Annotated in this window: 11 protein-coding genes; 1 reads left to right on the top strand and 10 read right to left on the bottom strand. The window is 63.2% G+C overall.

Annotated elements, in window-relative coordinates:
- Positions 1–5: 5 nt before the first annotated feature.
- The 9 genes from FBAL_RS05720 to glk all read right to left on the bottom strand — a co-directional run bounded on the left by FBAL_RS05720 (position 6) and on the right by glk (position 10,153).
- Positions 6–737, bottom strand: coding sequence for an ElyC/SanA/YdcF family protein (locus tag FBAL_RS05720; RefSeq protein ID WP_013344629.1), 732 nt, complete (start codon positions 735–737; stop codon positions 6–8).
- Positions 737–1,657, bottom strand: a complete 921-nt coding sequence (mak, locus tag FBAL_RS05715) for a fructokinase (protein WP_013344628.1) — start codon at positions 1,655–1,657, stop codon at positions 737–739. Before mak ends, FBAL_RS05720 begins: the two co-directional genes overlap by 1 nt.
- Positions 1,658–1,758: 101 nt before the next feature.
- Positions 1,759–3,099 carry a phosphoglucosamine mutase gene (glmM, locus tag FBAL_RS05710; RefSeq protein WP_013344627.1) on the bottom strand — a complete coding sequence of 447 codons (1,341 nt, stop codon included), beginning with the start codon at positions 3,097–3,099 and terminating at the stop codon, positions 1,759–1,761.
- 146 nt (positions 3,100–3,245) lie between these two features.
- A complete protein-coding gene (locus tag FBAL_RS05705; protein WP_013344626.1) occupies positions 3,246–4,214 on the bottom strand; it encodes a DHH family phosphoesterase in 969 nt (322 codons plus the stop codon).
- Positions 4,211–4,807, bottom strand: a complete 597-nt coding sequence (gene cysC, locus FBAL_RS05700; RefSeq protein ID WP_013344625.1) for an adenylyl-sulfate kinase — start codon at positions 4,805–4,807, stop codon at positions 4,211–4,213. The genes FBAL_RS05705 and cysC overlap by 4 nt, the downstream gene beginning before the upstream one ends.
- A gap of 15 nt (positions 4,808–4,822) precedes the next feature.
- Positions 4,823–6,556: an SLC13 family permease gene (locus FBAL_RS05695; RefSeq protein WP_013344624.1), complete on the bottom strand. Its 1,734-nt coding sequence runs from the start codon at positions 6,554–6,556 to the stop codon at positions 4,823–4,825.
- A complete protein-coding gene (cysN, locus tag FBAL_RS05690) occupies positions 6,553–7,992 on the bottom strand; it encodes a sulfate adenylyltransferase subunit CysN (protein ID WP_013344623.1) in 1,440 nt (479 codons plus the stop codon). Before cysN ends, FBAL_RS05695 begins: the two co-directional genes overlap by 4 nt.
- Before the next feature lie 24 nt (positions 7,993–8,016).
- A complete protein-coding gene (gene cysD, locus FBAL_RS05685) occupies positions 8,017–8,943 on the bottom strand; it encodes a sulfate adenylyltransferase subunit CysD (protein ID WP_280963945.1) in 927 nt (308 codons plus the stop codon).
- A gap of 235 nt (positions 8,944–9,178) precedes the next feature.
- A complete protein-coding gene (gene glk / locus FBAL_RS05680) occupies positions 9,179–10,153 on the bottom strand; it encodes a glucokinase (protein ID WP_013344621.1) in 975 nt (324 codons plus the stop codon).
- Positions 10,154–10,261: 108 nt separating this feature from the next.
- Between glk and FBAL_RS05675 the strand changes: the two genes are divergently transcribed.
- On the top strand, positions 10,262–11,284 hold the full coding sequence (locus FBAL_RS05675) for a LacI family DNA-binding transcriptional regulator (protein ID WP_013344620.1): 1,023 nt from the start codon (positions 10,262–10,264) through the stop codon (positions 11,282–11,284).
- Between the two features lie 3 nt (positions 11,285–11,287).
- On the opposite strand, the gene FBAL_RS05670 is transcribed toward FBAL_RS05675, so the two are convergent.
- Positions 11,288–12,961, bottom strand: a complete 1,674-nt coding sequence (locus FBAL_RS05670) for an alpha-amylase family glycosyl hydrolase (protein WP_013344619.1) — start codon at positions 12,959–12,961, stop codon at positions 11,288–11,290.
- Positions 12,962–12,963 lie beyond the last annotated feature (2 nt).

The following is a 12,963-nucleotide window of genomic DNA, read 5'->3' as shown; positions in this document are numbered from 1 at the left end:
GTTTCTCAGGACTTAATGGCCAGCCAGAGCTGGCCCAGATACTCGTGGATTACCCGTTGGCTGGTCCACAGGTTACGGGCGCTGAAATACCAGGCCCGGGTGGGTTGTGCGATAAAGTCGGTGGCCGCCGGGGTGACCGACAGGCCCTGGGCCTGATACAGCGACAACGCCCGATCCATATGACTGGCCGAGGTCACCAGCACCGCGGGCGCCGCCCCAACCAAAGGCGCCGTCAGCCGGGCTTCCTGCTCGGTATCCCGAGCTTGTGGGAAGGTGTGGATATGGCTTTCCGGCACCCCCTGCTCGATGGCTGCGCACTTCATCAGCTCGGCATGGGGGGTAGGGTCACTGCCGGCAAAACCGGACAGCACCAAAGTCGCGTCGGGATTGGCGCGCCAGACCCGAATCCCCTCCATCAGACGACCCAGCGCCGTGGCCGACAACTGGGCCGTGGCGGCCCGGTCCGGGTGACTGCTGTGGCTGCTGCCCAGCACCAGCACATAGGCCACCTCAGCGCCGGGTTGCCAGCTGGTGTAGTGAGACTCCAGTGAATTGGCCAGCGCCGTACTGATGGGGGAAAACGACAGGGCCAGCAGGTAGACCGGCCCCGCCAGCAACAGCGTCAACGCCAGCTTTGGCGCCCGCCGACGCAGCAGCAGGCCCGCCAGAATCAGGGCGCAGGCTAGCGGTATCGGCAGGATCAGGGCGGTAATCGCCTTCTTCAGCCAGAACCCCATCAGCGTCCCCACAACCAGGCCGCACCGCGCACGCCGGAGGCGTCACCGTGACAGTGCTTCAGCACCGGTGTCCGGCATTCACCGCCCACCACATAAGCGGGCAGTCGCTGGGGCAGTTCCTGATACAGGCGTTCCACGTTGGAGAGGCCGCCCCCCAACACGATGCAGTCGGGGTCGAGCAGGTTCACTACGTGGGACAGCGCCCGGGCCACCTGATCCAGGTAGGCGCAGAACACCTGCTCCGCCGCCGTCTCCCCCTGCGCGACCCGCGCCAGGATCTCCGGTCCGGCCAGGCCCGCTCCGGTGTGCTCCCGATACTGACGGGCCAGGTTGGTGCCGGAGATAAAGGTTTCAATGCAGCCATGGCGGCCACAGAAACAGGCCGGGCCGGGAAACTCCTGAGCCGTCATCCACGGCAGTGGGTTATGCCCCCACTCACCGGCGACGCCGTTGGGCCCTTCATGAACCCGGCCATCCACCGCAATCCCGGCGCCGCAGCCGGTTCCCAGGATTACGCCAAACACGGTGCGATACCCGACGGCCGCGCCATCGGTGGCTTCCGATATGGCAAAACAGTTGGCGTCATTGGCACTGCGGATCGGGCGTTGCAGCCGCTGTCCGAGGTCCTGCTCCAACGGCTGGCCATTAAGGCAAACCGAGTTGGCACCCTTAACCAGACCGGTGTGGCGGGACACCACACCGGGGATGCCGATGCCCACCGTGCCGGACTGGCCCAGCTGCTGTTCGCAGCGCAAAACCAGATCGGTGATGGCGTCCAGCGTGTCGTGGTAATTCCCGGCCGGGGTGGCCACCCTCTCCTGCCAGCGCACCGTCCCGCTTGGGTCCAGTGCAATCAATTCAATCTTGGTGCCGCCGAGGTCGACGCCGAGGCGCAGCGGGGGCAGCGAGATGTCCGTCATTGCGAAGCTTCCATGAAATTCGGTGACGCCATAGCGGCTAAGCCCGCCAACAAACGGCAAAAGGCCCGCTCCAGGCGGGCCTTACCATTATGTGGCAGCAATTATCCGGCGTCGACCGCCTGTACCGCATCGGCAATGCGCTGGGCCAGGCCACGCACATCCAGACTGTTGTCGCCTTCCACCATCACCCGGATCAGCGGCTCGGTGCCGGATTTGCGCAGCAGCACACGGCCCTTGTCGCCCATCTCCGCTTCCACGGCGGCCACTTCGGCCAATACGGTCTCGTGCTCCAGCGGGGCACTGTTGCCGCTGAAACGGACATTGATCAGCACCTGCGGCAGCTTGGTCATGCCGGAGCGGGCGTCCGCCAGGCTCTGGTCGAGGTAGCGCAGCGCATTGAGCACCTGCAGGGCGGCGATGATGCCGTCACCGGTACTGTGGTGCTTGAGGCTGAGGATGTGGCCGGAGTTCTCACCGCCCAGCATCCAGCCCTTCTCATTAAGCATCTCAACCACGTAACGGTCACCCACTTTGGAGCGGGCAAACGGGATATCCAGTGCTTTGAGCGCCAACTCCAGGCCCAGGTTGGCCATCAGGGTACCCACCACACCGCCTTCCATCTGGCCGGTCGCCTGCCAATGACGGGCGATGATGTAGAGGATCTCATCACCATCCACCACCGCACCGGTGTGGTCCACCATCATCACCCGGTCACCATCGCCATCGAAGGCGATGCCCATGTCCGCACCGATGGTCAGCACCTTGTCGACCAGCGCATCCAGATGGGTGGCGCCGCAATGGTCATTGATGTTGGTGCCGTTGGGCTTGTCACCGATAACGGTGATCTCGGCGCCCAGTTCACGGAACACCGCCGGCGCGATGTGATAGGTGGCACCGTGGGCGCAATCCAGCACGATATTGAGCCCTTCCAGGCTGGCGCCATGGTCAAAGGTGCTCTTACAGAATTCGATGTAACGACCAGCAGCATCGTGGATACGACGCACTTTACCGAGATTGGCCGAGTCAACGCAGCCCATCGGCTGGTCCAGAGCCGCTTCGATGGCCAGCTCATTGGCGTCGGTCAGTTTGGTGCCGTTGTTCGAGAAGAACTTGATGCCGTTATCGTGATAGGGGTTGTGCGAGGCGCTGATCACCACACCAGCATCGGCGCGGAAGGTTTGCGCCAGATAGGCAATGGCCGGGGTCGGCAGCGGTCCGGTCAGGGCCACATTAACGCCAGCGGCAATCAGGCCGGACTCCATGGCCGATTCCAGCAGGTAACCAGAGATGCGCGTGTCTTTACCGATGATCACTTCGCGGGTGCCTTCAGCGGCCATCACCTGGCCTGCTGCGTAACCCAGCTTCAGTGCAAAATCGGGGGTAATGGGGTACTGACCCACCAGGCCACGCACCCCGTCGGTACCAAAATATTTTCGAGACATAAAGCGTTCGGCAAGCCAAGGTGGCTTACGTCCAGTAACGGTGTGAATTCAGCCCACCCGGGGCTCCAGTGCCGCACATTTTGCCACTTTTCGGGGCAAGACAAAACAATGGCATGGAATCACGCCGAGCGCCTGTAAGCGAAAACTCACTTTATGCCTGAGTACTGTTGTTCAAAGGCCGCAATAAAGTCGGCCACTGAATGCTCCTCAAGCCGGTTGATGCCTGCCGCCCGGGCACGACCGCCTCCGCTGACAAACTGTCGGCACAGCAGATCCGCCCCCTGGGGGCAGGCCAGAGGTGCGCGCACCGACACCCGCCAATGGCCATCACGGAGCGGGGTCATCAGGGCGATCGCCTGCTCTGGGTGTGCATTGGCCAGGGCATTGGCAAATACACCGCTGATGCGGTGCACCCAGGCAGCATCCGGCAATCGATAAACCCGGCCACCGGGGGTTTGCCGCTCCGGCTCAAGCGCCTCCGCTTGGTTCAGGTCGGCCTGATAGCCCTGTTGCAGCTGAGCTACCGGGGAGTGCGGATCGGATAACGCCTGCAGCGGCGTATCGTACGATTGCAGGGCGCGATAGAGTTCGGCGGGATGGAGGTGCAGGTCGTCCAGATGGCGACCATAACCGTTGTAGTTAACCAGGGTGCCCAGTTGATATGCGGCATCGCGCTCCGCCTCTGTCAGCCCCATCTGTTGCGCCAGCGCGTCCGCTTCCGCCAGCAGATTATCGCCGTAGGCCCCGGCCAGCGCCCAAATACGTTCACGGCCGGACAGCATCCTGTCCACCAACAGACTGGTGCAGGTGTGGGGGGAGAGGTCGATGGTGGCCTGCAGCCGCGGGTGCTGCAGCGGCTCGCCGGCGTGATGATGGTCGACATACTCCACGTCGACCCCAGCCGCCAGCAGACGCTCGAGGTCATCGCGATTGCTGGCCATCGACAGGTCCAGCACGGTGACTTGGTCGCCCGCCACCGCAGGCAGGCGCGACAGCAGCGCCACCTCCCGCTTGATGTCGGTCACCAGGATCGCGTCACAGGGGTGTACCCGACGCAGCTGCAGCAGGGCAAAGATGCCGTCGGCATCGCCATTAAAAACGTCGTAGCGGCTCACCCAATCACCCCACGCTCACGCAGGGCGGCCAGCAACCGTTCGGCACACTGCTCGGGCGTGAGCTGGTCCGCCCGCAGATGCACATCCGGTTGCTCCGGGGCCTGGTATTTGGAGTCGATGCCAGTGAACTGGCGGATCGTCCCGGCCCGGGCTTTCTGGTAAAGCCCCTTGGGGTCACGTCGCTCGCACTCCGCCAACGGAGTATCGATAAACACCTCGATAAACTGCCCCTCCGGCAGGCGCTGGCGCACCGCGTCGCGCTCAGAGCGGAATGGTGAGATAAAGGCGGTCAGCACCACCAGTCCGGCGTCCGCCATCAATGCCGCCACTTCACTGACCCGGCGCAGGTTCTCTACCCGGTCGTCGTCGCTGAAACCGAGATCCCGGTTCAGCCCGTGGCGGACGTTGTCACCATCCAGCAGGTAGCTGTGTACTCCGGCCTGGTGCAGCTTCTGTTCCAGCGCGTTGGCGATGGTGGATTTGCCCGAACCGGACAGGCCGGTGAACCACAGCACCGCAGCGCCGTGGCCTTTGTTTGCCCGGCGTTCATCCGGGGTGATCTGGTGTGGGTGCCAGGTGAGATTTTCCGTCATCGGCCAGTCTCGGTATCAGAAAGGAAACAGGTGCGGGATCAGCCACAGCACCAGGCCACTGTACAGCAGCGACAGGGGCACCCCGAGGCGCGCGTAATCCCGCTTACGATAATCGCCCAGGTTCATCACCATCATGTGGGTCTGGTAGCTGAACGGGCTGATAAAGCTGGCGCTGGCGCCGTAGGCCACCGCCATAATAAAGGGCATGGCGCTGACCCCAAAGGCATGGGCCAGGCTCAGTGCCAAGGGCAGCACCAAAGCGGCTGCCGCGTTGTTGGTCATCAGTTCGGTGGTTACCAGAGCCGCCAGGTACACCCCGATAAAAGCCATCATCACACCGCCGTCACTGAGGCGTTGCTGCAGCGCATCGGCGATCAACCCCGCCAGTCCACTCTGGCTGAACCCCTCGGCCAACGCCAGAGCGCCGGTGATGATCACCCAAAGCTCAAAGGGAAACCGCTGGCGCACATCGTTGCTGTTCAGCACCCCGCTGCCCAGCAGCGCCATCAGCAACACCGCCAGACCCACATACAGGGGCACCGACCACAACAGGTTGGCCAGCAGCGTGACGGCAAAACCGCCCACCGCCAGCAGCTCCTGCCAGCGGGCCAGGGGCCGGCTCAGCTCGGTGCCGCCGATGGGGTAGAAGTGGCGGCTCAGCTGGGGCCGCTTGATAAAGCGCTCCCCTACCGCCAGCACCAGGATATCGCCGCCTTGCAGCGGAATGGTGCCAAGTTTGCCCGACAAGCGGGTGCCACGGCGACGCATCGCCACCACAGCAGCATCGAAACGGGCGCGGAAATCCGACTCCTTAAGGGTTTTGCCGACAATGGGTGAGGTGGGGCTGACCAGCACCTCCACCAGGTTCTGTTTCAGCAAACCGTTGCTGCCGGCAAACAGCGACAGTCCTTTAAAGCGTTGCAGCTCGCCCAGCTGGTTGACGTCCCCGCAAAACACCAGTTTATCCCCGCGCTGCAGCACCAGCTCCGGCGTCACCGGCGCCAACAACTGGCCATCCCGGACAATCTCCGCCAGATAGAGGCCCTGCAGGGCGCGCAGTCCGTTCTGCTGCACGCTGCGCCCCACCAGCGGACTGTCCGCCAGCACTTCGGCATCAATAAAGTAGGGATTGTCCGCCTCCGGCGCCTTGGGATGACGCGGCAGCATGCCGGCCAACAGCAGCAACAGGCCCAGCCCGGCCACCGCCACCGCCAAGCCAACCGGGAGAAAATCGAACAGCGCCAGCGGGGTTTCCCCCTGTTCCATCAACACCGAATTCACCACCAGATGGGTGGAGGTGCCCACCAGGGTGAGGGTGCCGCCCAGAATGGCAGCGTAAGAGAGGGGCAGCAGCAGACGCGACGGCAGGTGGTCGGGCTGGCGACTGACCGCGCCCGCCATCGCCGCCACCACGGCGGTATTATTGAGAAACGCCGAACTGACCATGGTGCCGGTGCCCATCCGCGCCAGCGTGGTGCGGTAGCCGGGCCGGAACAGGTAACGTCCCACCAGGCTCAGCAGCCCGGTTTTCTCCAGCGCCGCAGACACCAGCAACAGCAGCAGCAGGGTGATCACCGCCGGGTTGGCCGCCAGCACCAGCAGGCGCGGCGGCTCAATGACCCCCAGCAGCACGGTGCCCAGGCCCACGGCGGCGAACAGCATCACCGGACGGGCCCGGGACAGCACCAGCGCGACCACCAGGCCCACCGCCAGTGCCACCACCGACCATTGCGCCAGAGTCAGGCTCACTGGCCGTCCTCGTCATCCAGATCCAGGCGGATATCACGAACCTGCCAGTGCGGATACTGCTTGCGGATCAGGGCATTCAGCTCCAGCTCAAAATCGCTGTAGCGGGCGCGGCTGACCCGGGACAGAGACGGCTCCAGCGGTGCCTGCACCAACCCGGCACCGACCGTCACGTTAGTCAGGCGGTCAATCACGATAAAGGCACCGGTCTGGCGGTTGTCCTGATAGCGGTCAAACAGCGCCGCTTCGCTGAGGGTGAGCGCCACCAGCCCAATCTCGTTCAGCGCCAGGGTCTCTGCCGCTTCCGGTTTCAGGGTATTGATGTCCACCCGCTCCTCCACCCGGTCTACCCGACCGGTGGTGGTTTTGGTGCCCAGCTTGATCAGGTACTCCTGTCCCGGCACCAGCGCGGTGTCACTCATCCACACTAGGTGCGCGCTCAAACGGCTGCTGTGATGGGGCTGCGAATCGGGTGCCACCAGCATCTCGCCGCGACTGACGTCGATCTCGTCAGTAAGGGTCAGGGTCACCGCCTGCCCCGCGTGGGCCTGCGCCAGCTCGCCATCAAAGGTGACGATGGATTTGACCGTGCTGGTGCGGCCGGAGGGCAGTGCCACCACCGGGTCGCCCACGGCAACGGTGCCCGCCGCCAGCGTACCGGCGTAACCCCGGAAGTCGAGGTTGGGGCGGTTCACGTACTGCACCGGGAAGCGCAGTGACTGGCCGGCATCGCTGCCGGTCAGGGGGACATTTTCCAGCAGGGTCATCAGGGGTTCGCCCTGGTACCAGGGGGTGCGCTCACTGGCGCTGACCACGTTATCCCCCTCCAGCGCCGACATCGGCACATAGTGGATCTGACTCAGCCCCAGCTGCTCAGCCAGCGACTGGTAATCGGCGACGATGGCGTCAAAACGGTCCTGATCAAACGCCACCAGGTCCATTTTGTTGATCGCCACCACCACCTGCCTGATGCCCAGCAGTGACACCAGGTAGGAGTGACGACGGGTCTGCACCTGCACGCCATAGCGGGCATCAATCAGGATGATCGCCAGGTCAGCGGTGGACGCGCCGGTCGCCATATTGCGGGTGTACTGTTCGTGTCCCGGGGTGTCGGCAATGATGAACTTGCGCTTATCGGTGGAAAAATAGCGATAGGCCACGTCAATGGTGATGCCCTGCTCGCGCTCAGACTGCAGGCCATCCACCAACAGGGCGAGGTCCACCTTCTCGCCGGTGGTGCCCACCTTTTTGCTGTCGGACTCAATGGCCGCCAGCTGGTCTTCAAAAATCATCTTGGCGTCGTGCAGCAGGCGCCCAATCAAAGTGCTTTTGCCGTCATCGACGCTGCCGCAGGTGATAAAGCGCAGCAGCGCTTTCTGTTCGTGCTGCTTCAGGTACGCCTGAATGTCCTGCTCAATCAGTTGGGAACTGTGACTCATAACCTCTCCTTGACTGAGCCGGGCTCAGAAATAGCCTTCCACTTTCTTCTTCTCCATCGAGCCACTGCTGTCGTGGTCGATCACCCTGCCCTGCCGCTCTGACGTTTTGGTCAGCAGCATCTCCTGGATGATCCCCTCCAGCGAGTCGGCTTCGGACTCCACCGCGCCGGTCAGGGGGTAGCAACCGAGGGTACGGAACCGCACCATGCGCTGCTCCGGCGCCTCTCCAGGGGCCAGCGGCATACGCTCATCGTCCACCATGATCAGGCTGCCGTCGCGCTCCACCACCGGACGCGGTGCGGCCAGGTACAGCGGTACGATCTCGATGTTCTCCAGGTAGATGTATTGCCAGATATCCAGTTCGGTCCAGTTGGACAGGGGGAAGACGCGGATGCTTTCGCCGGGGTTCACTTTGCCGTTGTAGAGGTTCCACAGCTCCGGGCGCTGATTCTTCGGGTCCCAGCGATGGTGTTGGTCCCGGAAGGAGTACACCCGCTCCTTGGCACGGGACTTCTCCTCGTCCCGGCGGGCGCCGCCGAAGGCCGCATCGAAGCGGTGCTGGTCCAGCGCCTGCTTCAGCGCTTCGGTTTTCATCACGTCGGTGTGGGTGGCGCTGCCGTGGTCAAAGGGGTTGATGCCCAGGGCAAGACCACGGGGGTTCTTATGGACAATCAGGTCCAGCTCATACTCTTTGGCCAGGCGATCGCGAAACGCGATCATTTCACGGAATTTCCAGTCGGTATCGACGTGCAACAGAGGAAACGGCAGCTTGCCGGGGTAGAAGGCTTTGCGGGCCAGGTGCAGCAATACGGAGGAGTCCTTACCAATGGAATACAGCATCACCGGGTTATCAAACTCGGCCACAACCTCACGGAAGATGTGGATGCTCTCGGCCTCCAACTGCTTCAAGTGAGTCATGCGTTGTTTGTCCATCTTCCCTGCTCCTTGAATGGGTTTATCTAAGCCAGCGAACCGGCCAACACGTCCGTATTATTGCTTATAAAAACAAGCCCATTTATTCCAAAAGGAAATATCGTAGATTGCGCCTTACCCACAACCGGCATCCGGCCGGTCACACTATTGAAACACATCGACAAAGGGGGAAAACAGGGGAAGCTGGCAGCGAACCGCCGCGAATGTGGTAGCAAAAGGTGACAGCGGCGCCTGCACAGGCGCCGCCGGGGCATCAACCGTGGTCGCGGAACCAGGCCGCCGCCCCCATCAGGGCGGTATCGCTTTTCAGTGCCAACTCCACCGGCACCGGTTCCAGATAGCCGGTCATCAGCCCCTTGTGGCCAAAGGCCTGGGTAAAGTCGCTGTGCTGCAGGAACTCGGCGATGCGTGGCAGGATACCGCCGCCGAGGCAGGCGCCGCCCCGGGCGCCCTGGGCCAGCACCAGGTCCGCCGTGACGCTGCCCAGCCACCGGCAGAACTCCGCCAGCGTTTCCCGCGCCAGCAGGTCCTGGCCGCCCTGCGCGGCGGAGGTGATCTCCGCCGGTGTGGTCAGGGGTGCCGGCAGGTTGAGCAGCTGCCCCATCGCCTGATACAGGTTCACCAGCCCGCGCCCGCACAGCACGGTTTCCACCGACACATGGGGGAAGCGACGCCGCAGGATCTCCACCAGCGCCGCCTGACGTTCATTGGTGGCGGCCAGACTGATGTGGCCCCCTTCACATGGGATCGCCAGCCAGCCCCGCTCGGTGGGCACCAGCGAGGCCACTCCGAAGCCGGTTCCCGGCCCGAGCACTACCCGCGGAGCACCGGCCATCGGCTCACCGGGCTTCACCACCTGGCGCTGGCTGTCCGGCAGTTGCGGAATGGAGTAGGCGTAAGCGACAAAATCGTTGATCACCGCCAATCGCGGCAACCCCAGCTGACGCTGCAACTCGCTGACGTTGGCGTACCAGTTCAGGTTGGTCAGGGCGATGCGCTCCCCCGCCACCGGCCCAGCGACTGCCAGACAACCACCATCCAGTGCCGGAGCCGATTCCAGCGTGTCGAGGTAGTGCCGAGCCACCGCTTCCAGTGAGGCGAAATCGGCACTGGGGAAGTGGCGCGCCTGGCTGACCTCAATGCCGGCCCCGGTGCAATGGGCCAGGGCAAACCGGGCGTTTGTGCCACCAATATCGGCCACCAGCAGGGTCAGTTCGTTCTTTTGCATGGTTCGTTCTCAGCTGATTGTGCCGGTTTTCCGGCAATGTTATCCCCGGTTCGCTTGGGGTATAGTGGCTCGTGTTCGGTCTTCGCTTGGATAACCATAAAAAACGTCATGAAAGGCAAAGCGACCTCCTTCGACATCGCCCACCTGGCTGGGGTGTCTCAATCCACCGTGTCCCGTGCGTTGCGCAACAGTCCGCTGGTTAAAGCGGAGACCATTGAAAAGGTTCAGCGCATCGCCCGTGAACTCAACTACAAAGTGGATAAGCACGCCAGCAGCTTGCGTTCCCAACAGAGCGCCACTCTGGCACTGCTGCTGTTTGAGGATCCAACCACGGATGACTCCCTGATCAACCCCTTTTTCCTGTCGATGCTGGGCTCCATTACCCGGGCCTGCGCCCGACAGGGCTTTGACCTGCTGGTGTCGTTCCAGCAGCTGTCGGATGACTGGCATGCCGACTATGAGGACAGCCACAAAGCCGATGGCATCATCCTGCTCGGCTACGGTGATGACGTCGACTACCAGCCCAAGCTGAAACAGCTCGACCAGCAAGGCACCCGCTACGTGCGCTGGGGCCCGCTGTCGGAAGGGCGCGGCCTGTCGGTGGGCTGCGACAATCGTCAGGGCGGCCAGGACGCCAGTCAGCACCTGATTGCACTGGGTCGTCGCCGCATCGCCTTTATCGGTAACGCCTCGCACCACTATCCGGAGTTCTTTGCCCGTTATCAGGGCTACGTCCGGGCCCTGCTGGAGGCAGGACTCAGCATTGAACCCGCCCTGCAACAGGATGCCATCACCACCGAACAGGCCGGTTTCGATGCGGTCACCACTCTGCTGGACCGTGGCACCGACTTCGATGCCATCTTCGCCGCCAGCGACCTGATCGCGGTCGGTGCCATGCAGGCGTTGCAGGCCCGGGGCCTGCGGGTGCCGGACGACGTGGCCGTGGTCGGCTTTGACGACATTCCGGTGGCACGTTTTGCCTCGCCGCCGCTCACCACCGTTCGCCAGGACACCAAACGGGCCGGAGAACAGCTGGTGGAGAGTTTGGTGCGGCAGATCCGGGGCGAGCCGGTGCGCTCCGTCACCATCCCCACTCAACTGGTCCCCCGCAAGAGTTGCGGCGAAGCCTGACGCTCAACGGGATTGCAGTGCCGCCAGGGCCGAGTTCAGCTCGGCCCCTTCAATCTGGCCTTCGCGCAGAAACACCCGCACACCGTGGGCCGGCACCTCGGCCACCAGAGCCTCGCCCTCGGCCAGCGTGACCACCTCACCGCTGAAGGCATCCCGCCACTGACCCGACTGCATCATCCGCTGTTCCGCCACCGGCATCGGCGTATCGCCCTTATTCAGCAGCACCAGCGCGGTCTGAGCCTCATCACCACGCTGATAAACGCGATAGAAGATGGCGCTGTCCCCCTCCAGAGTCAGGGTCAGTTGCAGGCCCCGCTGCAGTGCCACCGACTGCTGGCGCACCTTGGCGATGCGACTCAACTGCTGACGGATGGGATGCGACCGGGCGGCCTCCAGATTGTCCACACCAAAGTAGTTGCGGTTACCGGCGTGCTCCGCCTTGCCGCGCTCAAATCCCATCTCGGAACCGTAGTAGATGACCGGGATCCCCCGGGCGGTAAACAGCCAGTTGTGGGCGTCGATAAAGCCCTCGTCGCTGGCGTTGATCCGCGGCATGTCGTGGTTATCGTAGAAGGTGGTGAGCTCGTAGGGGTTGGCGTAAGTGTCCCCACTCAGGTGCAGGGTGGAGGCCAGCACTTCAAAACCGGCGTCCTGCTCAAATATCTGCCCCAGCGCCGCTTTCATCGGGAAATCCAGCACGCTCATACCGCCCTTGTCCGGGAAGGTGTACTGGCCAATCACCCCGGCATCGAAGTCGTACACCTCACCAAACATAAACAGGTCCGGGTATTCGGCGCGGATGCGGCGGCTGAACTCGGCCCAGGCGGACGCCGGCACGTGCTTAACGGTGTCGATTCGGAACGCCGCCGCGCCCTGCTCCAGCCACTTCAGGTAGGCACCGACAAAGTAGTCCATCACCTCGGCTTGCTCGACGTTCATGTCCGCCAGCTGGGCCAGGTCAGGCTCGGTATTGAAGAAGCGGTGCAGGGGCTGATTGGCCGGGTCGAGTTGCTGCGGTGGCCGATTCTGGTGATCGGCCACCAGTCGGCCCTGCTCGTCATAGAGCTGGCCATAGCCCGGCAGCGGCTCCGGCATGGTGTACGCCGGTGAGCCGTGGTTGATCACCACGTCCAGCACGGTTTTCAGGCCCTTATCCGACATCGCCCCGGTAAACGCGGCGTAGTCCAGCCCCGGCGACGGCAGGTGTTTATCCAGCTGGTAGAAGTTCACCCCCCAGTAGCCGTGATAGCCCGCTTTGCCGCGGTCCATGGCAAAACCCTGGCGGCGGATCGGGTCGCCGCCATTAAAGGCGTCCGCCGGGTTGGCAACAATGGGGGTCATCCAGACGGCGGTAAACCCCATCTCGGTAATGTAATCCGCATTGTCCAGCACGCCGCGAAAATCCCCGCCCTGAAAGCCGACATTGGCCACATCGCCATTGTCCCAGCGCAGGGGCCGGTCCCAGCCGGAATCCTCCGGGTAGTTGTTGTCCGGGTCACCGTCGACAAAGCGGTCGGTGATCAGGAAGTAGATCGCTTCACTGGCAAAGGGGTGGGCGGTGCCAAAGTACTCTGGCTGACTTTTAGCAAGGCTTTGGGGCGCCGAACCGGCACCGCTGTTGGCACAGCCGCTCAGCAGAGCGGCCATCACCAGGGCAAGGGGACGTACCGTCATCATCG

Origin of the sequence: Ferrimonas balearica DSM 9799 (genome assembly GCF_000148645.1) — a bacterium.
GTDB lineage: Bacteria > Pseudomonadota > Gammaproteobacteria > Enterobacterales > Shewanellaceae > Ferrimonas > Ferrimonas balearica.
Note: the sequence above shows the minus strand (reverse complement) of the source record. Positions and strands in the feature narration are given on the sequence as shown.

What these genes read in the sequence shown, in the direction of transcription:
- FBAL_RS05720 (WP_013344629.1), bottom strand. Translation starts at nt 737, where the DNA reads ATGGGGTTCTGGCTGAAGAAGGCGATTACCGCCCTGATCCTGCCGATA.
- mak (WP_013344628.1), bottom strand. Translation starts at nt 1,657, where the DNA reads ATGACGGACATCTCGCTGCCCCCGCTGCGCCTCGGCGTCGACCTCGGC.
- glmM (WP_013344627.1), bottom strand. Translation starts at nt 3,099, where the DNA reads ATGTCTCGAAAATATTTTGGTACCGACGGGGTGCGTGGCCTGGTGGGT.
- cysC (WP_013344625.1), bottom strand. Translation starts at nt 4,807, where the DNA reads ATGACGGAAAATCTCACCTGGCACCCACACCAGATCACCCCGGATGAA.
- cysN (WP_013344623.1), bottom strand. Translation starts at nt 7,992, where the DNA reads ATGAGTCACAGTTCCCAACTGATTGAGCAGGACATTCAGGCGTACCTG.
- glk (WP_013344621.1), bottom strand. Translation starts at nt 10,153, where the DNA reads ATGCAAAAGAACGAACTGACCCTGCTGGTGGCCGATATTGGTGGCACA.
- FBAL_RS05675 (WP_013344620.1), top strand. Translation starts at nt 10,262, where the DNA reads ATGAAAGGCAAAGCGACCTCCTTCGACATCGCCCACCTGGCTGGGGTG.
- FBAL_RS05670 (WP_013344619.1), bottom strand. Translation starts at nt 12,961, where the DNA reads ATGATGACGGTACGTCCCCTTGCCCTGGTGATGGCCGCTCTGCTGAGC.